Raw genomic sequence first — 21466 nt, 5'->3', positions numbered from 1 at the left:
CGCCGATGCCCGTCCACCGGGGTAGATCTACGTTGCCCGCAGGCGCGAGCGGGCGCGGACGCCCACGTCGACCAGGAGGAGCCCCGGATGGTCATCGGCTGGAAGCTGCACGGGGACGGGCGCACGCCGCCGCCCGGCGAGGTCGTCCGGCCGGGGGAGCGGCTGTCGTGGCCGCGCACCGCCGGCATCGGCGCCCAGCACGTCGTCGCGATGTTCGGCGCGACGTTCGTGTTCCCGGTGGTGATGGGCCTGGACCCGAACCTGTCGATCATGATGTCGGGGTTCGCGACGATCCTGTTCCTGCTGATCGTCGGCGGCCGGGTGCCGAGCTACCTCGGCACCAGCGCCTCGTTCGTCGGGGCGGTCGCGGCGATCCGCGCGGCGGGTGGCGACAGCGCGCGGGTGACCGGCGCGATCCTGGTCGCGGGCGCGGTGCTGCTGCTGATCGGCGTGATCGTGCACTTCCTCGGCGGCGAGGTCATCCACCGGGTGTTCCCGCCCGTGGTGACGGGCGCGGTCGTGATGCTGATCGGGTTCAACCTGGCGCCGGTGGTGGCGAACACGTACTGGCCGCAGGACCAGTGGGTCGCGCTGGCGACGCTGTGCTTCGCGGTGTTCTGCACGGTGATCCTGCGCGGGTTCTGGTCGCGGATCGCGATCCTGCTGGCGCTGGTGTTCGGGTTCGTCCTGTCGTGGGTGCTCGACAAGACGGCCGGGGAGATCACGTCGGTGCTGCCCGGGCAGAACCTGCTGGACGGGGCCGGGAAGGCGTGCACGGCGGAGGGGCCGTTCTGCGTCGCGACGGCGTTCCCGCACGACCGGCTGAACTTCTCGGCGGTGAAGGCGGCGGACTGGTTCGGCTTCCCGCACACGCACGCGCCCGACTTCAAGACGTCGGCGATCCTGCTGGCGCTGCCGCCGGTCATCGCGCTGATCGCGGAGAACACCGGGCACGTCAAGGCCGTCGCGGCGATGACCGGGGACGACCTGAACCCGGTGCTCGGCCGCGCGATCGGCGCGGACGGCGTCGGGACGGTGCTGGCCACGGCGGTCGGCGGCTCGCCCACCACGACCTACGCCGAGAACATCGGCGTCATGGCCGCGACCCGGATCTACTCGACGGCCGCCTACTACGTCGCGGCGATCGTGGCGATCCTGTTCGGGCTGTGCCCGAAGTTCGGCGCGCTGGTCGCGGCGACGCCGGGCGGGGTGCTCGGCGGCATCACCGTCGTGCTGTACGGGATGATCGGCCTGCTCGGCGCGAAGATCTGGATCGAGAACCGGGTCGACTTCGGCGATCCGGTGAACCTCGTCCCGGTGGCGGCGGCGATCATCCTGGCGATCGGGAACGTCACCCTGAAGATCACCGACGACTTCCCGCTGCAGGGCATCGCGCTCGGCACGATCGCGGTGCTGGTCGGCTACCACGTGCTGAATGCGGTGCGCCGCCCGGACGGGGCGGGCGGCGGCGTCATCGCGCCGGACGAGCGGGAGATCGGCGGCCCGGTCCGCCCGCGCGGCGAGGACGAGGAGCCGTGAAACCGCCGCCGTTCCGCCACCACGCGCCCCGCACCGTAGACGAGGCGCTCGGCATGCTGGCGGACGCCCCGCGGGCCAAGGTGCTCGCGGGCGGGCAGAGCCTCATCCCGCTGCTCAACATGCGGCTCGCCGCGCCGCCCGACCTGGTCGACATCAACGGCGTCGCCGAGCTGGACACCGTCCACTGCGGTGACGAGGGCGTGCGGGTCGGCGCGCTCGCCCGGCACGCGCGGGTGGAGCGGTCGGTGGAGGCGGCGGCCGTGCAGCCGCTGCTCGGCCGGGCGCTGCGGCACGTCGCGCATCCGGTCATCCGCAACCGCGGGACGGTCGTCGGGAGCCTCGCGCACGCCGACCCGGCCGCGGAGCTGCCCGCCGTGCTCGCCGTCCTCGGCGGGACGGTCGAGGCCGCGTCCGCGCGCGGGCGCCGGACGATCCCGGCGGCGGACTTCTTCACCGGCCCGCTGGAGTCGGCGCTCGCGCCGGGGGAGCTGGCGGTCGCGGCGTTCTTCCCCGCCGCGCCGCCCCGCACCGGGACGGCGTTCACCGAGACGGCGCGGCGGCACGGGGACTACGCGCTGTCCGGCGTCGCCGCGGTCGTCACGCTCGACGAGGACCTGCGGGTCGGCGCCGCCCGCGCCGGATACCTCGGGATCGCGCCCGCGCCGCTCGTCCTCGACCTCGCGGAGGCGGCGGGGCCGCACGGCGACTGGCCGGCCGCCGCCGCGTACGTGCGGGAGCGGATCGACCCGGAGTCCGACATCCACGCGAGCGCCCGCTACCGCCGCCACCTGACCGGGGTACTGACGGAACGGGCGCTGGCGACGGCGGCGGCCGAGGCCTTGAGGAGGGCGCGGGACTGATGGAGGAGCTCCACGACATCGCGCTGGCCGTCAACGGCGTGCACCGCACGGCGCGCGTTCCGGCCCGGCGGCTGCTGTCGGACCTGCTGCGGCACGACCTCGGCCTGACCGGCACCCACGTCGGCTGCGAGCACGGCGTCTGCGGCTGCTGCACGGTGCTGATGGACGGCGACCCGGTGCGGTCCTGCCTGACGTTCGCGGTGACGGCCGCGGGCCACGCCATCACGACCGTCGAAGGCCTCGCCGCGCCGGACGGTACGCCGTCCCCGGTCCAGCGGGCGTTCCGCGAATGCCACGGCCTGCAGTGCGGCTTCTGCACGCCCGGTTTCCTGTGCACGGTGACCGCGCTGCTGCGGGAGACGCCGCGCCCGACGGAAGACGAGGTGCTGGAAGGCATCTCCGGGAACCTGTGCCGCTGCACCGGCTACCAGAACATCGTGAAGTCGGTGCACCGCGCCGCCGACCTGCTCGCGGAATCCGGCGCGCCCGGCGCGTCCGGCGGCTCGGGCGGCTCGGGCGGGTCGGGCTCAGAGAGCGAGGCGTGATGGGGACGCGCGTGTTCGGCGAGCCGGTCAAGCGCCGCGAGGACGCCCGGCTCCTCACCGGCCGGGGCCGCTACCTGGACGACCTCGGCCGGGACGCGCTCGCGGCGGCGTTCGTCCGGTCCCCGCACGCCCACGCCCGCATCGTCGACATCGACGTGTCCGGCGCGCTCGACGTCGACGGCCTCGTCGCCGTCTACACCTGGGAGGACCTGCCAGGACGCGTCGGCGAGCCGCTGCCGCTCCTCATCCCGCACCCCGCGCTGACGCACGGACGCACCGGCTACCCGCTGGCCCGCGACGTCGTCCGGCACGTCGGCGAGCCCGTCGTGATGGTCGTCGCCCGCGACCGGTACCTCGCCGAGGACGCCGCCGAGCGCATCCGCGTCGAGTACGAGCCGCTGCCCGCCGTCGTCGGTATCGAGAACGCCGAGCGCGCCGAGCACCTCGTCCACGACGACGTGCCGGGCAACGTCGGCGCCGTCCTCGTCCAGGAGACGGGCGACGCCGCCGCGGCCATCGACGCGGCGCCGCACAAGCTGGAGTTCCGGCTGTCGATCGAGCGGTCGGCGTCCACGCCGCTGGAAGGGCGCGGCGTGTACGCGCGCTGGGACGCCGACGACGGGTCGCTGCGCGTCTACTCGTCCACGCAGGCGTCGACCAGCGTGCGCGCCGCGATCGCCGCGCGGCTCGGCCTGCCGAACGGCAAGGTCGAGGTCGTCGCGCCGGACGTCGGCGGCGGGTTCGGCGTGAAGATCGTGCATCCGTGGCCGGAGGAGGTGCTCGTCCCCTGGGCCGCGCGGCTCCTGAACCGCGAGGTCAAGTGGACCGAGGACCGCCGCGAGCACTTCGTCGCCGCCGCCCACGAGCGCGGCCAGCTCCAGGACGTCCGCGTCGGGTTCGACGGCGCGGGCCGCGTCCTCGGCCTGGACGTGCGGATCCTGCACGACCACGGCGCCTACACCCCGTACGGGATCATCATCCCGATCGTCACGTCGACGCAGCTGCTCGGCCCGTACAAGATCGGCGCGTACCGGGCCGAGGTCGTCAGCCTCTACACCAACACCCTCATCGTCACGCCGTACCGGGGCGCGGGGCGCCCGCAGGGCGTGTTCTGCATGGAGCGGACGATGGACCGCATCGCCCGCCACCTCGGCCTCGACCGCGCCGACGTGCGCGCCGCGAACTTCATCCAGCCCGACGAGTTCCCCTACGACCAGGGCCTGACGTTCCAGGACGGCCGCCCGCTGATCTACGACTCCGGCGACTACCCCGAGCTGCTGCGCAAGGTCCGCGCGCTGATCGGGTGGGACGGGTTCGAGGCGGAGCGGGCCGCCGCCGCGCGCCGCGGCCGCCGCATCGGCATCGGCGTCGGCGTGTACGTCGAGGGGACGGGCGTCGGCCCGTACGAGGGCGGGCACGTCGAGATCGACACCGCCGGGCGGGTGCACGTGTCGACCGGGCTGACCTCTCAGGGGCAGGGCCACGAGACCGTGTTCGCGCAGATCGCCGCCGCCGAGCTCGGCGTCCCGATCCGGGACGTGCACGTCACGACCGGCGACACGCGCCGGTTCGGGTACGCGGTCGGCACGTTCGCGTCGCGCGCCGCGGTGATGAGCGGCAACGCGATCGCGCTGGCGTGCCGGAAGGTCCGCGAGAAGGCGCTGCGGATCGCCGGCGAGGCGCTGGAGGCGGACCCGCGCGACCTGGAGATCACCGACGGGGCCGTCCACGTCCGCGGCGACCTGTCGGCGTCCGTCCCGCTGCGGACGGTCGCGGTGCTGTCGAACCCGCTGCGGTACGCGTTCGACGACGAGACCGCCGCCGCGACGCAGTTCGCGGTGGGGCGGCCGGCGACGGAGCCGCCGGTCGCGGAGGGGGAGGAGCCCGGGCTGGAGGGGCGCGGCTACTACTCGCCCGTCCGGTCGACGTTCGCCGCCGGCGCGCACGCCGCGATCGTGGAGACCGACCCGGACACCGCCGAGATCGCGATCCTGCGGTACGCGGTCGTCCACGACTGCGGGAAGCTCGTCAACCCGATGGTCGTCGAAGGGCAGATCCACGGCGGCGTCGCGCAGGGCGTCGGCGGCGCCCTCTACGAGCGGATGGTGTACGACGAGTCGGGCCAGCTCCTGAACGCCTCGTTCATGGACTTCCTCATACCGTACGCGACGGAGGTGCCGCGCATCGAGACCGACCACCTGGAGACGCCGTCGCCGCTGAACCCGCTCGGCATCAAGGGCGCGGGGGAGGCGGGCGTCATCCCGGTGTCGGCCGTCATCGCCTCCGCCGTCGAGGACGCCGAGGGGCTGCGCGTCGAGGCGATGCCGCTGTCCCCGGACGGCCTGTACGAGCTGCGCGAACGGGCGTCCGGCGACCCGGGCCTGCGCGTCCGGGAGACCGCGCGGGCCGGCGGCGACGGCGCCGCGACCGGCGGTCAGTTCGCGGCGGGCGTCTCCGGGGCGTTGCCGCCGAGCGAGCGCGGCAGGTAGTTCTGCACGGCGGCGGGCCGCAGCCCCGCCTGCTTGATCCAACCGAGGATCATCCGGAACTCCCCGGCGAGGCCCTTGCGGTAGTGCATCAGGATGATGTCGCCCGGCTTGAAGCCCTTGCCGCCGTCGGCGCGCGCGAACCCGTTGTAGCCGACGCCGGGCCCGGACGTGCCGTTGTAGAACTCCGCCGTCCAGGTGAGGATCGACTTCATCCCGCACTCCTTGGACGCCTGCCGCGTCGCCTGGTTGTAGGCGCCGAACGGCGGCCGGAAGATCTGCGGGCGGCGGCCGTACTCGCGCTGGATCGCGTCCGCCGAGTCGCAGATCTGCCGCTTCTGCGCGTCGGGGGACAGCGTCGGCATGTTCGGGTGGGTGACGGTGTGGTCCTCGATCTGCGAGCCCGCGTTGCGCATCGCGAGGAAGTACTGGCCCTGGCCGCGCAGGTACGTCGTGGTCAGGAACGTCAGGATCGGCACCTTCTCCTTGCGGACGATGTCGACGAACTCCGAGTCGTAGGTGTAGCCGTCGTCGATGGTGAGGAAGACGACGGGCTCGGTGGTCTGGATGTGGTCGATGACCGGGGGCAGGCCGTCGGCGGACGGCTTCGGCGGCGTCCAGGTGCCGGGTTTCGGCGTCGCCCATCTCTGGTCGGCGAGCACCGAGGACAGCTGCGCCCGCATGGACGGCCCCGACGAGCCCCCCGCCTCGGCCCGGACCACCGGCCAGCCGCCCGCGGCCGCGCCGAAGACTCCGGCGGTCACCATCGCGATCACGGGCGTCTTCCCTCGCATCGGCCGCGTACTCCATTCGGTTGGGGGGTTCGGTTCTCGATCGTTCGCTTCGGTTGACGCGCCCGTACGCCCGGGAGTTCGCGCGCGACGGAATCAGCCGGACATATTCGACCATTTCCCTGCGGTGTCGCCGGGGATCTGCCCAATCCTCGGCGTGTACTCGGCACATGTTGCCGTTCGGTGCGGCGCCCGCATTCCCTAAAGTCGGAACATGCAGGTCAACGGCAGTGCCAGCGTCGCCGCGCCGCTCGCCCGCGTCTGGGACGCGCTCCAGGACCCGGCCGTGCTCGCCCGGACGATCCCCGGGTGCCGCTCCCTGGAGGAGACCGGCCCCGACACCTACCGCATGACGGTCACCGCCGGCGTGGCGTCCATCCAGGGCACCTACGTCGGCCGCGTCGAGCTCGCCGACCCGGACCCGCCGCGCTCGTTCACGCTGCGCGCGCAGGGCCAGGGCGCGCCCGGCACGGTGGACGCGACGGTCCGCGTCCGGCTGTCGGACGGCGGCGGCTCCACCCGCGTCGACTACGACGCCGACGCGGTCGTCGGCGGGATGATCGGCGGCGTCGGGCAGCGGATGCTCGGCGGCGTCGCCAAGCGGACGGCCGGCGAGTTCTTCGCCGCCGTCGAACGCGACCTGACCGCCCCCGCCGAGCCCGCGCCGTCCCCGGAACCGGGCCCCGCGCCCGCCGCGCCGCAGTCTCCCGATTCAGGGCCAGGCCGCGTGTACGCCGGACGCGCTGCTGCCGGGCCGCGCCCGTCCGGCGTGTGGCCGATGACCGCAGCGTTCGCCGCCGGCGGCGCCGTCGCCCTCGCCGGCGTGGCCCTGGGCCACTTCCTCGCCCGCCGCCGGCGCTGAGGCGGGTCAGGCGTCGCGGCGCTCGAAGAGGATCACGGCGGCGGCCAGGACGATCGCCGTGTACACCGCGAACACGCCCAGGCCCGTCCACGGGGCGAGCGAGCCGGACTTGTGGACGGGGTCGAGGATCGCGCCGCCCGCGTTGGACGGCAGGAACTTGTTGACGGTGTCGCCCCACGAGCTCGGCAGGAACCCGCCCGCGATGCCGAGCACGAACAGCACCACGAACAGCAGCACGATGGAGCCCGCGGTGTGGCGCAGCAGCGTCCCGATGCCGAGCGCGAGGATCGCGACCAGCGCGAGGTAGATACCGCCGCCGACGATCGCGCGCAGCACCCCCGGGTCGCCGACCGACCCGTCCAGGTGCTTGGACGCGAGGATGCCCTGCGCCGCGTAGAAGGACGCGAACGTCACCACGATCCCGAACACGAGCACGACCGCGCCCAGCACCACCGTCTTGGCGGCCAGGTACGCGGCCCGCCGCGGCACCGCCGTCAGCGCCGTCTTGATCATCCCGGTGCCGTGCTCGGCGGTGATGACCAGCACGCCCAGCGCGCCGAAGATCACCAGGCCGAAGTAGTAGGCGACCTGCGTCGGCAGCATCGGGGTGAACGTCGCCCGGTCCCTGGCGCTCATCTGGTCGAACGACGCGGTGAACGCCAGCGCCCACAGCGCGGAGAACCCGACCAGCACGACCGCGCCGGCCAGCAGCGTCCAGAACGTCGACCGGACCGTCGCGATCTTCGTCCACTCCGAGGACAGCACGTGCCCGAACCGGACGCGCCCGGCATCGCGGCGCGGACCCGCGGCGGCGGGGGCGCTCACGCGCCCGCCCCCGGAGCGCCCGTCCCGGGAGCCGGAGCCGCCGCGCCCGGAGCCGCCGCGCCCGGCACGCCGGCGTGGTACTGGACGGCCTCGCCGGTCAGCCGCATGAACGCCTCCTCCAGGGACGGCTGGACCGTCGCCAGCTCGTGCAGCCGCAGGCCGTGGTCGGCGGCGACGTCGCCGATCTCCGCCGCCCGCGCCCCGTACACGCGCAGCGCGCCGTCCGGGTCGGGTTCCAGCCGCCTGCCGGGCCCGGCGAGCAGCCGCGCCAGCTCGGCGGCCTGCGGCGAGCGCACCAGCACGTGGCTGGTCGCGTTCGCGCCGATGAACTCGGCCATCCCGGTGTCGGCGAGGATGCGGCCCCGCCCGATGACGACGAGGTGCTCGGCGGTCAGCGCCATCTCCGACATCAGGTGGCTGGAGACGAACACGGTGCGGCCCTCCCGCGCGAGCCGCCGCATCAGCGTGCGGATCCACAGGATGCCCTCCGGGTCCAGGCCGTTCACCGGCTCGTCGAACATCAGCACGCCGGGGTCGCCGAGCAGCGCGGCGGCGATGCCGAGCCGCTGCCCCATGCCGAGCGAGAACCCCTTGGACCGCTTCTTTGCGACGCTCCGCAGTCCGACGAGGTCCAGCACCTCGTCCACGCGCCGGCGCGGGATCGCGTTGCTCTTGGCGAGGCACAGCAGATGGTTGTACGCGGTGCGGCCGCCGTGCACGTTGCGGGCGTCGAGGAGCGCGCCGACCTCGCGCAGCGGCGCGCCGAGCGTGCGGTAGCGGCGGCCGCCGACGGTGACCTCGCCGGCGGTCGGGCGGTCCAGGCCGAGGATCATCCGCATCGTCGTGGTCTTCCCGGCGCCGTTCGGGCCGAGGAAGCCGGTCACCCGGCCCGGCGCGACGCTGAAGGTGGCGCCGTCGACGGCGGTGGTGTCGCCGTACCGCTTCGTCAGCCCGCGCGCCTCGATCATGAACCTCTGATACCGGACGGACCGTCCCCGGAAACGGCGACGGCGGGCGACCGGCCGGATTTTCACCGCCCGATTGCCCGCCGTTGGGCCGTGCGCGCCGCCGCGCCGGCCGCCGTGCGGAGCGCGGTCCTAGCTCACCGAGACCAGGTCGACGACGAAGATCAGCGTCTCGCCGGGCTTGATGGCCGGGCTCGGGCTGCGGTCGCCGTAGGCCAGGTGCGGCGGGATGACCAGCTTGCGCCGGCCGCCGACCTTCATCCCGGCGATGCCCATGTCCCAGCCCTTGATGACGCGCCCGGAGCCGAGCTCGAAGTCCAGCGTGCCGCCCCGGTTCCAGGACGCGTCGAACTCCTCGCCCGTGGACCAGGAGACGCCGACGTAGTGCATCGACACGGTCGAGCCCTTGACGGCCTCGGCGCCGTCGCCCTTGGTGATGTCGGTGATGTCGAGGTGCGCGGGCGGCTGACCCTCGGGGAAGTCGATCTCGGGGCGTTCAAGCGCCATGGACGGGCTCCAGCGTGTCGTCGGTTTCGTGTTGCGAACGGCTGCCCAGCCTAGCGCCGCCCCCGGCGGCGCCGGCGCGTCCCCCGGCCGCGGCGCGCGCCCTGCCCAAAGACCGGCCGTCCTGTTGGCACATTGCGACGGTTCCGCAGGTGCGGGCCGTCCGGTAGACCGTTGGGCATGGCACGGCGGCTGCGGATCGGGATCGACACGGGCGGGACGTTCACCGACGTCGTCGCGCTGGACGCCGGGGAGGACGGGGCCGGCGGCGAACCCGTCACCACCAAGACCCCGTCCACGCCCGCCGACCCCGCCGAGGGGTTCGCGGCGGGCGTCGCGAAGGTGCTCGGCCTGCTCGGCGCGTCGCCCGGCGACGTCGCGTCGCTGTCGCACGGCACGACCGTCGCGACGAACCGGCTGCTCGAGGACCGGATCGACGACCTCGGGTTCGTCACCACCGACGGCTTCGAGGCGATGCTGGAGATCGCGCGGCAGAGCGTCCCGGACGGCTACGGCAACAGCTACTTCTGGGTGAAGCCGCCCCGGATCGTCCCCGCGCACCGGGTGCGGACGGTCGGCGGGCGGCTCGACCACACCGGCGCCGAGCTGCGGCCCTTCGACGAGGAGTCGGCGGTCGCGGCGGCGCGCTGGTTCCGCGACGCGGGGATCCGCGCGATCGGCGTGTGCTTCCTGCACTCCTACGCGAACCCGGCGCACGAGCTCGCGATGCGGGACGTGCTGCGCCGCGAGCACCCGGACGCGGTCGTGTCCCTGTCGTGCGAGGTGCTGCGCGAGTACCGCGAGTACGAGCGGTCCGTGACGACGCTGGTGGACGCCGCCGTCAAGCCTGCCATGAACGGCTACCTCGCGCGGATCGCCGAGCGGGTCGCGTCCCGGCTGCTGGTGATGAAGAGCAACGGCGGCGTGCTGTCGGCGGACGAGGTGGCCCGGCAGCCGATCACGACGGTGCTGTCCGGCCCGGCGGCGGGCGCGCTCGGCGCCGCGTTCGTCGCGTCCCGCGGGGGCCGCCGCTCGGTCGTGACCCTCGACGGCGGCGGCACGTCCACCGACGTCGCCGTCGTGCTGGACGGCGAGCCGACCGTCACCACCGAGGGGACGATCGGCCGCCACCCCGTCAAGATCCCGATGATCGACATCGTGACGGTCGGCGCCGGCGGCGGGTCGGTCGCGCGGCGGTCGCCGGACGGCGCGCTGAAGGTCGGGCCGCGCAGCGCCGGCGCCGACCCCGGCCCGCTCTGCTACGGCCGCGGCGGCACCGAGGTCACGGTCACCGACGCGCACGCCGTCCTCGGCCGCATCCCGCCGCACCTCCTCGGCGGCGAGGTGCCGCTCGACGTGCCCGCCGCCCGCGCCGGGCTCGAAGCGCTCGCCGCCGGACTCGGGCTGACCGTCGAGCGCGCCGCCGCCGGGATCCTGGAGATCTCCGCGTGGAACCAGGCCAACGCGATCCGGCAGATCACCGTCCAGCGGGGGCTCGACGTCCGCGACTACCCGCTCGTCGCGTTCGGCGGGTCCGGGCCGCTGCTGGCGTGCCGGCTCCTCGACGTCCTCGGCCTGCCCGCCGCCGTCGTCCCGGAGAACCCCGGCAACCTGTCCGCGTTCGGGCTGCTCACCGTGGACGTGAAGAACGACCACGTGCGCACCCGCGTCGTCCGCGACGCCGAGCTGGACGTCTCCGTCCTCGCGGAGACGTTCGCCGAGCTGGAGGACGAGGCCGGCGCGGCGCTCGCCCGCGAAGGCTTCCCCGAGGAGCGGCGGCGCTTCGTCCGGTCCGCCGACCTGCGGTACTACGGGCAGGCGTTCGAGGTCCGCGTCACCGCCCCGGCCGGACCGCCGGACGAGGCGTTCCGCGCGGAGGTCGTCCGCCGGTTCCACGACGCGCACACCGACCGGTACGGCTACGGCCACCGCGACGATCCGCGCCATCCCATTGAATGGGTCAACCTGCGCGTGTCCGGCATCGGGCCGATCGAGCGGCCTCGGCTCCCGGAACGCCCGCCGGGCGACGGTGACCCGTCGCGCGCCCGCACCGGCACCCGCCAGGTGTACTTCGACGAGTGGGAGGAGACACCGGTGTACCGGCGCGAGAAGCTCGCCCCCGGCGATGTCGTCCATGGCCCGGCGGTGATCGAGGAGTTCGGCTCCACGCTGCCGCTGCACCCCGGCTTCACCGCCCGCCTCGAACCGCACAGCGACCTCGTGGTGACCGCGGAGGCGGGCCGATGAGCGTCGACCCGATCCTGCTGGAGATCGTCGAAGGCACCCTCGCGTCCGTGGAGCGCGAGGTGGAGACGGCCATCGCCCGCACGGCCCGCTCCCCGATGATCCGGGACGCCCACGACTTCCGCGCCGGCATCCACGACCGGCGGCTCCGCAAGCTCACCGGACGCTCCTACTCCGCGCTCGTCCAGCCCGTCGCCCGCGACTTCCCGATCGAGGAGATGCGCCCCGGCGACGTCTTCTTCCACAACGACGTGTACCTGTCCGAAGGCGGCATCGGCCACCTCCCCGACCTCTGCGTGACCGTCCCGGTGTTCCACGACGGCGAGGTCGTCGCGTTCGTCCAGGCGTTCGGGCACCACGACGACATCGGCGGCGCCGTCCCCGGCTCCATGCCGAGCCACGCCCGCAGCGCCTACGAAGAGGGCCTGATGGTCCCGCCCATCAAGCTCTGGGACCAGGGCGTCCCGAACCGGGCCGCGCTCGCCATCATGACCCGCAACTCGCGCATGCCCGACTCCCTCGCCGGCGACCTCGACGCCGAATGCTCCGCCTGCCTCATGGGCGCCCGCCGCCTCGGCGACCTGTTCGCCCGCTACGGCCGCGCGGACGTCGAGGCCTGCTTCGACGCCGTCATCTCCCGCACCACCGAGACGTTCCGCCGCGAGCTGCTCGCCAAGATCCCGGACGGAACGTTCGTCTGGGAGGACTACGCCGAGCACGACGGCGTCGACCCGCCCCGCCTGCACGCCCAGCGCATCACCCTCACCGTCGACAAGTCCGCGGACGTCCCGCTCGTCATCGACTTCGCCGGGACGTCGCCGCAGGCCAAGGGCCCGATCAACCACGCCGGCGACTACGCCGACGGCGTGTTCCTGAAGAAGTGGCTCGCGCCCGTCCTGCGCAACCTCGCCGACACCCCCGAGCGCGCCGCCGAACTCGACGTCAACGAGGGCGTCGTGCCCCTCATCGAGATGCGCTTCCCGGAGAAGGGCACGCTGCTCACGCCGATCTTCCCGGCCCCGACGAACGCCCGCACGTTCGTCATCCTGCGCCTGCTCGGCGTCCTCGCGGGCGTCCTCGCCAAGGCCACGAACGGCCGCATGCCCGCCGACCAGGAGACGATCCGCTACACCGGTGTCTACGGCGAGGACGACCGCGGCCCCTACCTGATGCGCGAGGTCCTCGGCGGCGGCTCCGGCGGACGCCCCTACGCCGACGGCGAGGACACCATCCACATCGTCCCCGACTCCCGCAACATCCCCGCCGAGTTCGCCGAGGCGCGCTGGCCGTTCCTCGTCGAGCGCCTCGGCCTCGCCACCGACTCCGGCGGCCCCGGCGAGTTCCGCGGCGGCCTCGGCTACGACAAGCACATCCGCATGCTCCGCGACGCCCACTACATGTCGATCGCCGACCGCTCCATCCTGTCCTGCTGGGGCGTCAACGGGGGCCGCGCCGGCCGCCCGTTCCGCGTCGACATCGACGGCGTCCCGATGGACGGCCTCGTCGACGACCACCCCGTCCGCGCCGGCCAGGTCATCCGCGTCCGCACCACCGGAGGCGGCGGCTGGGGCGACCCCCTGGACCGCGACCCGTCCCGCGTCGCGGCGGACGTCCGCGACGGCAAGGTCTCCCTGGACGGCGCACGCGACGACTACGGCGTCGTCCTCCGCGACGCCGAAGTGGACGTGCCCGCAACGGAGGCCCTGCGCGCGCGCCTGCGCGCCGAGCGCGGCCCCGTCCCCTTCTTCGACCGCGGCCCCGGCTACCCGACCCTCTCCGGCGGCGCGACCTCCGCGGACGTGGACCGCCACCCGGCTTGACCTTCCCCTTCGGCCGGCCGCCCACCAGGAAGCTCGTCCCGGGCCTCACGGGCGGCCCGACCAGCGAATTCGCCGTCCCACTCACGGATCACGTGGCCGCTTACGGCTAGAGGGCCCTTTGCCGGGCGCGGGCTGCGAACTCTCCCGGCGTCCGGATACGGACAGTGCTCGCGCCGTCACACAGATCAAATGGTCCTTTAATCTGCGGGCAATCCAGCACGGGGAGGTGTCCGCATGGTGTGGACGACGCAGGACCAGGTGGCGGAGGCCCGCAAAAGGCCGCTGAGCGCGGCGGGGACGCTCTACGGAGCGCTCAAGCCGATCATGGAGAACGGCGGCGTGGACCTCGACAACGCGACCCTGCTCGACCGCCTCGTCCAGAACGGATCGCTCACCGCCGAGACGGCGAAACGGCATCTCACCCGCATCAACGCATTCGGAGCGGTCAACGCCGGAATCGACGACACGTACGAGATCCTGCTGCTGGTCCGGTCCCTTCCGCAGACCTACGCCTACATCGACGGCGCGAAACTGCTGGTGGAGACACGGCGGCTCGCCGAAGTCGGCTTCGTTCCAGAACGTCTCGAGAAGACCGACCAGGTGATGGACAGCGTCCGGAAGGGATTCGCCGAGGGCGCCGGCGGCTTCGGACTGGCGATCGTCCACGAGGCCCTCGGCGACCGCCACGTCACGATCGCGGAGACGAACCCGGCGCCGCCGGACCACCCCTACATCAACCAGGTCAGCCTCGCCTACACGCTGCTGACCTTCTCCTACACGCCCCTCATCGGGCTGAAGGAGGTCGGGGAGGACGTCCCGGAGGGCGACGCGCTCCTCACCTGGATGGGCGTCTGGAAGATCATCGGCTCCGCCATGGGCATCGAGGAAGGCGGCCTCCCCGACACGTTCGACGAGGCGCGGCACCTCTGGGAGCTCATCATCGCGAGCCCCGGGTACGGCCACAGCGACGAGGGCGTCAAGCTCCTGCAGGCGCTCAAGGAGCACGTCGCCGCCGGACAGAAGGCGGACACCCCGATCGACCTCATCGGCCAGCACGGGGACGCCGCGGTGCTGGAACTCCTCAAGCCCAAGAAAGCGGGTACCTGACCGGCGCTCAGGAAACGGGCTGCCGCTCGTCCTCCCGCGTCCGGTGAACGCCGGGCGCGGGAGCCGCCGAACCCGCGCGAGCCCGCATCGCCCATCCCAGGAAACCGCTGATCAGGACGGTGAGCACCGCACCCGCCCCGAGCACGAGGAAGACCATGGCGAGGTTGACGTCGATCATGTGATGCGCCTTCCCGAAGGGCTGCGAATTCCCTTCACGAATCGCCCGAGGTGACCAGTGTCACAGGCGCTTCGAATGGCATCGAGAGAAGAACAACGACCTCATTCTAAGTTTTCTGGCCATCATTCTGGAGCCATCCGCCATGCGATGTGCACCACAAAAAGCAATGTGACGTGGACAACAAAAACGTCATCCCCGCGAAATGGGCAGGTAGGCGATTATCGCCAGAACGCGCCGGGGCGCAGGGCACGTGGGCAGCTGTACCCCGGGGACGGCCGGGAATGGGACTGCGGCTGCGCACCATGCCGGAGACCCTCGAACTGCTGCGGGAACACGACGTCGAGGTCGTCGTGGAAGGAACGACCGCGGCGATGGAGATCTACAACGGGCTGGCCGGCCGAGTCGCCGTCGGAGGCCTCTTTCATTCCACGTGCTGACCCGGCACGAAGCCCGGACCTCCCGGTCAGTGGCTTGCGTGCCGGGCGCGTTCCGGTAGGAGGCCGACCAGAACGAGCGTGACCAGGTAGAGGGCGGCGGCGAGGGCGGTGATGAGTTCGCCGGCGCCGAAGAAGCCGCCGTGTCCGGCCCGGGCGAAGAAGGCGGTGCCGAGGGCGGCGGCGCCGGTGGCGTTCGCGAACTGCTGGACGGCGTTGAGCATGCCCGACCCGGTGCCGGCCTCGTCGGCGGTGGCGTCGCCGAGGACGTAGTCGAACACGGGGATGAACACCAGGCCGGAGCCGAAGCCGACGACCAGCAGGGCGGGCGCGAGGGTCCAGGAGGTCAGCGAGTCCTGGAACCGGGCGATGGTCCAGCCGAGCCCGATCAGCCCGGCGGCGGCGATGCCGAGGCCGAGCCGCAGGGTGGCGCGGCCGAGCCGCTCGGCGAGGAACGCTCCGGCGAGGCCGACGGCGACGGCGCTGCCCACGGCCCAGGGGATCAGCGTGAGGCCGTTGTGCAGCGGGGTCCAGTGCGCGCCGAGCTGGAGCATCAGGTTGAGGGCGAGCTGGAACCCGGTGAGCGCGGCGTAGAAGCCGCAGACGATGACCAGTCCCACGACGAAGCTGCGCTTGCGCAGCAGCGACGGGGCGATCACGGGATGGGCGCTGTGGCGCTCGGAGACGGTGAACAGCGCGAACACCAGCACCGAGGCGGCCATCATGGCGTGGGTCCAGACCGGCCAGCCGAGGTCGCGGCCCTGCACCAGCGGAATGATCAGCAGCGCCGAGGCCAGCGTGAGCAGCGCGACACCGCGCAGGTCCAGGCGTGCGGAGGCGTCCTCGCCCGCGTTGCGGGGCAGCACGCGCGAGCCGAGGAACCAGGCGGCGACGCCGATCGGGACGTTGATCAGGAAGATCGAGCGCCACTGCCCGCCGAACAGGTCCAGGTGCAGCAGCCAGCCGGCCAGGAGCGGGCCGGCCACCGTGGCCAGGCCCATGATCGGGCCGAACGGGATGAGGGCCCGGCGCAGCTGCGCGGGCGGGAAGACGATCTTCACCAGCGCGAAGCCCTGCGGGATCATCACCGACCCGCACAGGCCCTGCAGCGCGCGGGCGCCGATCAGGAACCCGGTACCGGGCGCGAGGCCGCACGCCAATGACGCCACGGTGAACCCGGCCATGCCCGCCAGGAACAGGCGGCGGCGGCCGACCAGGTCGCCCAGCCGGCCGGAGGTCACCAGGCCCAGGGCGAACGCGGCGGTGTAGGCGGCCAGGACCCACTGCACGGTGGTGTCGGCACCGCCGAGATCGGCCCGGATCGAGGGCCCGGCGAGGTTGGCGACGGTCGAGTCCAGCACGTCCATGACGTCGGCGATGACCACGACCGCCAGGACGAGCCAGGCCCGGCGCAGCGGCAGGACCGGGGACGCCGCGGCGGGGGAGCGCGGTCGAGGAGAACTTTGTTCAGTAGTCATGAACTAAGTTCTATGCGACGAACTTAGTTCGTGTCAAAGCTAGGATGGGGGCATGGCCCAGGATCCGAGGGCGCGCCGGGCGGCCCGCCACCTCCGCCCCGGCGCCGCGCCCGCGCCGCGCCGCGCGCCCCTCACCGTCGACCGCATCGTCGACGCCGCGCTGCGCGTCGTCGAGACCCAGGGCTACGACGCGCTGACGATCCGCGCCATCACCGGCGAACTGGGCACCAGCCCGTCCTCGCTGTACGCGCACGTGGTCAACAAGGCCGACATCGACGACCTGATCATCGGACGGCTCAGCTCCGAACTCGTCCTGCCCGAACCCGACCCGGACCGCTGGCGGGACCAGATCCTGCAGGTGTACGCCCAGATCCGCGACCAGTACCTGCGCTACCCGGGCATCTCCCGCGCGGCACTGGCCACCGTCCCCACCAACCTGGAGACCCTCCGGGTGAGCGAGGCGATCCTGGCGATCCTGCTCGCCGGCGGAGTCGAACCCCAGACCGCGGCCTGGGCGCTGGACGCCCTGTCCCTCTACGTCGCCGCCTACACCCTGGAGATCTCCCTGGTCCAGGCGCGAAAGACCGACCAGGACCAGGAATGGGTCCTCAGCGGCGACGAACTCCTGCACCGGCTCGGCACCCTGCCCGCCGACCGGTTCCCGCACACCAGAAGGCACGCCGCCGAACTCACCTCCGGCAGCGGGCACCGGCGGTTCGAGTTCACCCTCAACCTGATGCTCGACGGCCTCGCCCGCCGCCCCTCGTAACCACGGCCGCCCCGCTCGCGATCACGCCGGCAGCGGCACCGCCTCCCGCGCCGCCGTAGCGTTCACTCACACGCCATTGCAACAAGACATGCCACGTCGTTGCGTTGATTCCCAAACCATTGCAACAATAATCAACAATCTACCTGCAAGAACACAATTTACACGCAACACGCTCCTTGCTGAATCGACAAACGCAACGTAGCGTTTGCGATGTCAGAAACAAGCAGGCCGCACGGCGAACCCCCGGCAAGGAGCAACACCGATGAACACCTACACCACCCCCGCCCCGATCACCGCCACCCTCACCGTCCCCGCCGGTCGCGTGCAGGTCACCGCCGCCGACCGCACCGACACCGTCGTGGACGTCCGCCCGGCGAACCCGGCCAAGGGCCGCGACGTCAAGGCCGCCGAGCAGGCCACCGTCGAGTTCGCCGACGGGACCCTGCAGGTGCGCGCCGCCACCGGCAACCACCTCGGCTCCACCGGCGCGATCGAGGTGACGATCCAGCTGCCCGCCGGATCCCACCTGCAGGTCACCGCGGCCGCCACCGAGTTCCGCGCCGTCGGACGCCTCGGCGACATCGCCTTCGAGGGCGCGTACCGCGACATCAAGATCGATGAAGCGACGAGCGTGCAGCTGACCGCGACCGACGGCGACGTGGAGATCGGCCACCTCAACGGCCCCGCCGACATCAGCACCCAGCGCGGCGACATCCGCATCGCCCACGCCGCAGGCCCCGGCCAGGTCGCCCTGCGCACCCAGTCCGGCGACATCACGATCGCCGCCGCCCCCGGCGTCTCGGCCGCCCTGGACGCCGCGACCCCCGCCGGCCGGATCTCCAACAGCCTGAAGAACGACGGCACCACCGAGCTGGACGTCCGCGCCACCACCTCCCACGGCGACATCACCGCCCGCAGCCTGTGACCAGCGGGCCCGCCCCCCCGGCGGGCCTGCTCAACCCCCTCTTCAAGGAGCCCCCCGATGACGAACCTTGCGATCCAGGCGGAAGGGCTGCGCAAGTCCTACCGCGACAAGACCGGCGAGAAGGTCGTGCTGGACGGCATCGACCTGACCGTCCCCGAAGCAACGATCTTCTCCCTGCTCGGCCCCAACGGCGCCGGCAAAACCACCACTGTCCAGATCCTGTCCACCCTCATCCGAGCCGACGCCGGCCAGGTGCAGGTCGCCGGCTACGACCTGAACCAGCGGCCCGACGACGTGCGCGGCGCGATCGGCGTCACCGGCCAGTACTCCGCCGTCGACAAACTCCTCACCGGCGAGGAGAACCTCCTGCTGATGGCCGACCTGAAGCACCTGCCCCGCAAGGAAGGCCGCCGCAAGGCCGCCGAACTCCTGGAGCGGTTCGACCTGGTCGAGGCCGCACGCAAGCCCGCCTCGACCTACTCCGGTGGGATGCAGCGGCGTCTGGATCTGGCGATGACGCTGGTCGGTGACCCGCGGTTGATCTTCCTGGACGAGCCGTCCACCGGGCTGGACCCGCGCAGCCGCCGCGCCATGTGGGGCATCGTCCGCGAACTGGTCGCCGACGGCGTCACCATCTTCCTCACCACCCAATACCTCGAAGAAGCCGACGAACTCGCCGACCACATCGCCCTGCTGGACCACGGCCAGCTGATCGCCGAAGGCACCGCCGACGACCTCAAACGCCTCATCCCCGGCGGGCACGTGTCGCTGCGCTTCACCGACGACGACACCCTCAAGGGCGCCCTCACCGCGCTCGGGCAGGGCTTCATCGACCCCTCCGACGACGACCGGCTCACCCTGCAGGTCCCCTCCGACGGCGGCGTGGCCTCCCTGCGCGACCTGCTCACCCGGCTCGACGCGGCCGGCATCGAACCCGCCGACCTCAGCGTCCACACCCCCGACCTCGACGACGTCTTCCTCACCCTCACCGGCCAGCCCCACCACGACGAGCAGAAGCAGGAGACCGCCCGATGAACACCTTGTCCCTGGCCGTGCGCGACTCGCGCACCATGGTCGGCCGGCAGCTCAAGCGCCTGATCCGCTACCCCTCCATGACCGTCCAGCTGGTCATCACCCCGGTGATCATCCTGCTGCTGTTCGTCTACGTCCTCGGTGGCACCCTCGGCAGCGGGCTCGGCGGCGGACGCGACGCCTACATCGACTACGTCCTGCCCGGCATCCTGCTCATGGCGGTCGCCACCGGCGCCACCGGAACCGCCGTGATGGTCGCCACCGACATGACCGAAGGCATCATCGCCCGCTTCCGCACCATGCGGATCTCCCGCGCCTCCGTCCTGACCGGCCACGTCGTCGCCGCCGTCATCCAGCAGATCATCGGCATCGCCGTCGTCATCGCCATCGCCCTGGCGATCGGGTTCCGCCCCAACGCCACCGCCCTGGACTGGGTCGCCGCCACCGCACTGCTGACCCTGTTCGCCCTGGCCATCACCTGGCTGTCGGTCGCGCTCGGCCTGAAGTCCTCCACCCCCGAAGCCGCGAGCAACGCGCCGATGCCGCTGGTGCTGCTGCCCTTCCTGGGCAGCGGGTTCGTCCCCACCGACTCCATGCCCACCGCCCTGCGCTGGTTCGCCGAATACCAGCCCTTCACCCCCATCATGCAAACCATCCGCGGACTCCTGCTGGGAACCCACATCGGCAACGACGCCGCCATCGCGGTCGCCTGGTGCGCCGGCATCGCCGTGGTGTCCTACCTGTGGGCCAAGCACACCTTCAACAAGGCATAACCCCCGATGAACCGGCCGAACAGGGCCGCCAGACCACCCGGTCCGGCGGCCCTTCGCCGTATTCAAGCGGCCTGGCCGAAGGTGGTGCCGGGCGGGCCGTTGCCGCCGGGTGGCCCGGTTGCCTCACGGGCGTCGGGTGGTGGCAGGAGCCGGTAGACGTATCGCCCGTCCGGATCTTTGGTGATCTGGATCTGGTCGGGGTGGCTGTGTTTGAACCGGTTGTGCCATCCGCAGGTGAGGGCGAGTTGGTCGATGTCGGTGGGTGAGTGTCCGAGTGCCCAGCCGTTGACGTGGTCGACTTCGCACAAGGTGCCGGGGATCTCGCACTCTCGCACTGCGCATGTGGGGTAGAGCGTTTCCAGCACTTGCCGTTGGGCTGCGCTGGCGAAGCGTTCTCGGTGACCCAGGTAGAGCGGGGTGTTTCCGCGTCCGAGGAGGAGGGGTGAGACTCCGGCGGCGAGGGCGATGCGGCGGGCCTGGGCGGCGGGGATGGGGGTGCCGTCGGTGAGGCGGGCGGGGGCGTTCCCGCCGGTGAGGGTGTCCAGGTCGCAGATGACGGTGACCTTGGTGGCCTTGTGTCCGCCGGACAGGACGCTGGAGAGCGCGGCGGCGGTCCGCTCGGCCACGTCGCGGCGGTCATCGGGTCCGGCCGGCTTGGCCAGTGGCGCTAGGGTGCCGTCCCAGATGGCGGCGTCTTCGGGGTTCAGCCAGCCTTTGACGTACCGGCCGCCGTCCAGCGAACGCGTGGTGGTGAGCCAGGACTTGGCGTAGCCGCGCTTGGTGTCCTCGTCGGGGGCGACCTCGGTGCCGTCTCGCTCGGCGATGACATCACGGATGCGGCGCCCGAACGCAGCGACCTTCCCAGCGGAGAAGCCTTGGTCGGCCATCTCCAGCAGCGTGGTCTCGGCCTGGGCGCAATCAGCGTCATCCAGGCGGGCTACTGAATCGGCCACTGTGGTGGCGTAGCCGAAGGACAGCTCCCCGGCCGCCAACCGCTCGACCACCTGAGGCAGGCGGTGCCGCTGCCGCGCCAGGGTGAGGCGCTCCTTGGCGCGGCTTTCGCGCATGCCGAGGCGGGAGCGGAGCCAGGCGCGGGTGGAGGGGAATCCCCACCGCTGCTGTTCTCCGGTGGCGTCGACTCGGCCGATGAATCCGGCGAGCGCGCTTTCCTGCATATCTGCTGCGGCCGCGAGGGTTTCGGTGAGTTCCAGGCAGGCGGCGGCTGATTCGGGGGCGTCTCTGGTGGCGAGTTCAGTGGCGATGGCGGAGAGCGCGTTCACCAATTCCATGGTGGACGCGGCCCCAAGCTCGATCGTCACTGATTGCATA

At 72.4% G+C, this 21466-nt stretch carries 20 protein-coding genes; 13 read left to right on the top strand and 7 right to left on the bottom strand.

The annotated features are described in order from the left end of the window. Nucleotides 1-87 precede the first annotated feature (87 nt). From AB0C78_RS46500 to cutA, 4 genes are read left to right on the top strand one after another with little or no spacing between them, the layout of a single operon-like run. A complete protein-coding gene (locus AB0C78_RS46500) occupies nt 88-1539 on the top strand; it encodes a solute carrier family 23 protein (RefSeq protein ID WP_360761352.1) in 1452 nt (483 codons plus the stop codon). Further along, a complete protein-coding gene (locus AB0C78_RS46495) occupies nt 1536-2399 on the top strand; it encodes an FAD binding domain-containing protein (protein ID WP_360761350.1) in 864 nt (287 codons plus the stop codon). Before AB0C78_RS46500 ends, AB0C78_RS46495 begins: the two co-directional genes overlap by 4 nt. Further along, the gene (locus AB0C78_RS46490) at nt 2399-2944 is read left to right on the top strand and encodes a (2Fe-2S)-binding protein (RefSeq protein ID WP_360761348.1); all 546 of its coding nucleotides are present in this window, start codon (nt 2399-2401) and stop codon (nt 2942-2944) included. The genes AB0C78_RS46495 and AB0C78_RS46490 overlap by 1 nt, the downstream gene beginning before the upstream one ends. Then, complete coding sequence (cutA, locus tag AB0C78_RS46485; RefSeq protein ID WP_360761346.1) at nt 2944-5433, top strand: aerobic carbon-monoxide dehydrogenase large subunit; 2490 nt, start codon at nt 2944-2946, stop codon at nt 5431-5433. Before AB0C78_RS46490 ends, cutA begins: the two co-directional genes overlap by 1 nt. On the opposite strand, the gene AB0C78_RS46480 is transcribed toward cutA, so the two are convergent. After that, on the bottom strand, nt 5379-6224 hold the full coding sequence (locus AB0C78_RS46480; RefSeq protein WP_360761344.1) for a polysaccharide deacetylase family protein: 846 nt from the start codon (nt 6222-6224) through the stop codon (nt 5379-5381). The two genes, cutA and AB0C78_RS46480, sit on opposite strands and share 55 nt — an antisense overlap. Nucleotides 6225-6435: 211 nt before the next feature. Here AB0C78_RS46480 and AB0C78_RS46475 point away from each other — a divergent pair, with 211 nt between their 5' ends. Then, a complete protein-coding gene (locus AB0C78_RS46475; RefSeq protein WP_360761342.1) occupies nt 6436-7083 on the top strand; it encodes a carbon monoxide dehydrogenase subunit G in 648 nt (215 codons plus the stop codon). A gap of 6 nt (nt 7084-7089) precedes the next feature. On the opposite strand, the gene AB0C78_RS46470 is transcribed toward AB0C78_RS46475, so the two are convergent. The 3 genes from AB0C78_RS46470 to AB0C78_RS46460 all read right to left on the bottom strand — a co-directional run bounded on the left by AB0C78_RS46470 (nt 7090) and on the right by AB0C78_RS46460 (nt 9380). After that, entirely contained in the window at nt 7090-7908 is an 819-nt protein-coding gene (locus AB0C78_RS46470; protein WP_360761341.1) for an ABC transporter permease subunit, read from the bottom strand. Continuing rightward, entirely contained in the window at nt 7905-8876 is a 972-nt protein-coding gene (locus tag AB0C78_RS46465; protein ID WP_360761339.1) for an ATP-binding cassette domain-containing protein, read from the bottom strand. Before AB0C78_RS46465 ends, AB0C78_RS46470 begins: the two co-directional genes overlap by 4 nt. Nucleotides 8877-9005: 129 nt before the next feature. Next, a complete protein-coding gene (locus AB0C78_RS46460; protein WP_360761337.1) occupies nt 9006-9380 on the bottom strand; it encodes an FKBP-type peptidyl-prolyl cis-trans isomerase in 375 nt (124 codons plus the stop codon). Nucleotides 9381-9557: 177 nt separating this feature from the next. On the opposite strand from AB0C78_RS46460, the gene AB0C78_RS46455 reads away from it, so the two are divergent. The 3 genes from AB0C78_RS46455 (at nt 9558) to AB0C78_RS46445 (ending at nt 14548) form a co-directional block, all read left to right on the top strand. Beyond that, nucleotides 9558-11624, top strand: coding sequence for a hydantoinase/oxoprolinase family protein (locus AB0C78_RS46455; RefSeq protein WP_360761335.1), 2067 nt, complete (start codon nt 9558-9560; stop codon nt 11622-11624). Beyond that, nucleotides 11621-13441, top strand: coding sequence for a hydantoinase B/oxoprolinase family protein (locus AB0C78_RS46450; protein ID WP_360761333.1), 1821 nt, complete (start codon nt 11621-11623; stop codon nt 13439-13441). The genes AB0C78_RS46455 and AB0C78_RS46450 overlap by 4 nt, the downstream gene beginning before the upstream one ends. A 234-nt stretch (nt 13442-13675) precedes the next feature. Beyond that, the gene (locus AB0C78_RS46445) at nt 13676-14548 is read left to right on the top strand and encodes a hypothetical protein (RefSeq protein WP_360761331.1); all 873 of its coding nucleotides are present in this window, start codon (nt 13676-13678) and stop codon (nt 14546-14548) included. Nucleotides 14549-14555: 7 nt separating this feature from the next. Here AB0C78_RS46445 and AB0C78_RS46440 read toward each other — a convergent pair whose 3' ends face one another. Continuing rightward, complete coding sequence (locus AB0C78_RS46440; protein ID WP_360761329.1) at nt 14556-14726, bottom strand: hypothetical protein; 171 nt, start codon at nt 14724-14726, stop codon at nt 14556-14558. A 281-nt stretch (nt 14727-15007) separates the two neighbouring features. Here AB0C78_RS46440 and AB0C78_RS46435 point away from each other — a divergent pair, with 281 nt between their 5' ends. Then, entirely contained in the window at nt 15008-15163 is a 156-nt protein-coding gene (locus AB0C78_RS46435) for a hypothetical protein (RefSeq protein WP_360761327.1), read from the top strand. A 26-nt stretch (nt 15164-15189) separates the two neighbouring features. Here the strand turns inward: AB0C78_RS46435 and AB0C78_RS46430 are convergent, their stop codons facing one another. Further along, nucleotides 15190-16638, bottom strand: coding sequence for a DHA2 family efflux MFS transporter permease subunit (locus AB0C78_RS46430; RefSeq protein WP_360761325.1), 1449 nt, complete (start codon nt 16636-16638; stop codon nt 15190-15192). Nucleotides 16639-16690: 52 nt separating this feature from the next. Here AB0C78_RS46430 and AB0C78_RS46425 point away from each other — a divergent pair, with 52 nt between their 5' ends. The 4 genes from AB0C78_RS46425 to AB0C78_RS46410 all read left to right on the top strand — a co-directional run bounded on the left by AB0C78_RS46425 (nt 16691) and on the right by AB0C78_RS46410 (nt 20137). Beyond that, on the top strand, nt 16691-17407 hold the full coding sequence (locus AB0C78_RS46425) for a TetR/AcrR family transcriptional regulator (RefSeq protein ID WP_360761324.1): 717 nt from the start codon (nt 16691-16693) through the stop codon (nt 17405-17407). Nucleotides 17408-17669: 262 nt separating this feature from the next. After that, complete coding sequence (locus tag AB0C78_RS46420; protein WP_360761322.1) at nt 17670-18332, top strand: DUF4097 family beta strand repeat-containing protein; 663 nt, start codon at nt 17670-17672, stop codon at nt 18330-18332. 57 nt (nt 18333-18389) lie between these two features. Continuing rightward, entirely contained in the window at nt 18390-19367 is a 978-nt protein-coding gene (locus AB0C78_RS46415) for an ATP-binding cassette domain-containing protein (protein WP_360761321.1), read from the top strand. Further along, nucleotides 19364-20137: an ABC transporter permease gene (locus tag AB0C78_RS46410; RefSeq protein WP_360761319.1), complete on the top strand. Its 774-nt coding sequence runs from the start codon at nt 19364-19366 to the stop codon at nt 20135-20137. Before AB0C78_RS46415 ends, AB0C78_RS46410 begins: the two co-directional genes overlap by 4 nt. A 62-nt stretch (nt 20138-20199) precedes the next feature. On the opposite strand, the gene AB0C78_RS46405 is transcribed toward AB0C78_RS46410, so the two are convergent. Next, on the bottom strand, nt 20200-21466 hold a 1267-nt coding region (locus AB0C78_RS46405; protein WP_360761317.1), incomplete at its 5' end, for a DUF222 domain-containing protein.

The organism is Actinomadura sp. NPDC048394, from assembly GCF_040651755.1.
Lineage (GTDB): Bacteria > Actinomycetota > Actinomycetes > Streptosporangiales > Streptosporangiaceae > Spirillospora > Spirillospora montaniterrae.
Note: the sequence above shows the minus strand (reverse complement) of the source record. Positions and strands in the feature narration are given on the sequence as shown.

Coding starts and splice junctions, on each gene's coding strand:
- AB0C78_RS46455 (WP_360761335.1), top strand. CDS start 9,558: ATGGCACGGCGGCTGCGGATCGGGATCGACACGGGCGGGACGTTCACC.
- cutA (WP_360761346.1), top strand. CDS start 2,944: ATGGGGACGCGCGTGTTCGGCGAGCCGGTCAAGCGCCGCGAGGACGCC.
- AB0C78_RS46420 (WP_360761322.1), top strand. CDS start 17,670: ATGAACACCTACACCACCCCCGCCCCGATCACCGCCACCCTCACCGTC.
- AB0C78_RS46480 (WP_360761344.1), bottom strand. CDS start 6,224: ATGCGAGGGAAGACGCCCGTGATCGCGATGGTGACCGCCGGAGTCTTC.
- AB0C78_RS46425 (WP_360761324.1), top strand. CDS start 16,691: ATGGCCCAGGATCCGAGGGCGCGCCGGGCGGCCCGCCACCTCCGCCCC.
- AB0C78_RS46460 (WP_360761337.1), bottom strand. CDS start 9,380: ATGGCGCTTGAACGCCCCGAGATCGACTTCCCCGAGGGTCAGCCGCCC.
- AB0C78_RS46430 (WP_360761325.1), bottom strand. CDS start 16,638: ATGACTACTGAACAAAGTTCTCCTCGACCGCGCTCCCCCGCCGCGGCG.
- AB0C78_RS46475 (WP_360761342.1), top strand. CDS start 6,436: ATGCAGGTCAACGGCAGTGCCAGCGTCGCCGCGCCGCTCGCCCGCGTC.
- AB0C78_RS46445 (WP_360761331.1), top strand. CDS start 13,676: ATGGTGTGGACGACGCAGGACCAGGTGGCGGAGGCCCGCAAAAGGCCG.
- AB0C78_RS46410 (WP_360761319.1), top strand. CDS start 19,364: ATGAACACCTTGTCCCTGGCCGTGCGCGACTCGCGCACCATGGTCGGC.
- AB0C78_RS46415 (WP_360761321.1), top strand. CDS start 18,390: ATGACGAACCTTGCGATCCAGGCGGAAGGGCTGCGCAAGTCCTACCGC.
- AB0C78_RS46500 (WP_360761352.1), top strand. CDS start 88: ATGGTCATCGGCTGGAAGCTGCACGGGGACGGGCGCACGCCGCCGCCC.
- AB0C78_RS46440 (WP_360761329.1), bottom strand. CDS start 14,726: ATGATCGACGTCAACCTCGCCATGGTCTTCCTCGTGCTCGGGGCGGGT.
- AB0C78_RS46490 (WP_360761348.1), top strand. CDS start 2,399: ATGGAGGAGCTCCACGACATCGCGCTGGCCGTCAACGGCGTGCACCGC.
- AB0C78_RS46435 (WP_360761327.1), top strand. CDS start 15,008: ATGGGACTGCGGCTGCGCACCATGCCGGAGACCCTCGAACTGCTGCGG.
- AB0C78_RS46465 (WP_360761339.1), bottom strand. CDS start 8,876: ATGATCGAGGCGCGCGGGCTGACGAAGCGGTACGGCGACACCACCGCC.
- AB0C78_RS46450 (WP_360761333.1), top strand. CDS start 11,621: ATGAGCGTCGACCCGATCCTGCTGGAGATCGTCGAAGGCACCCTCGCG.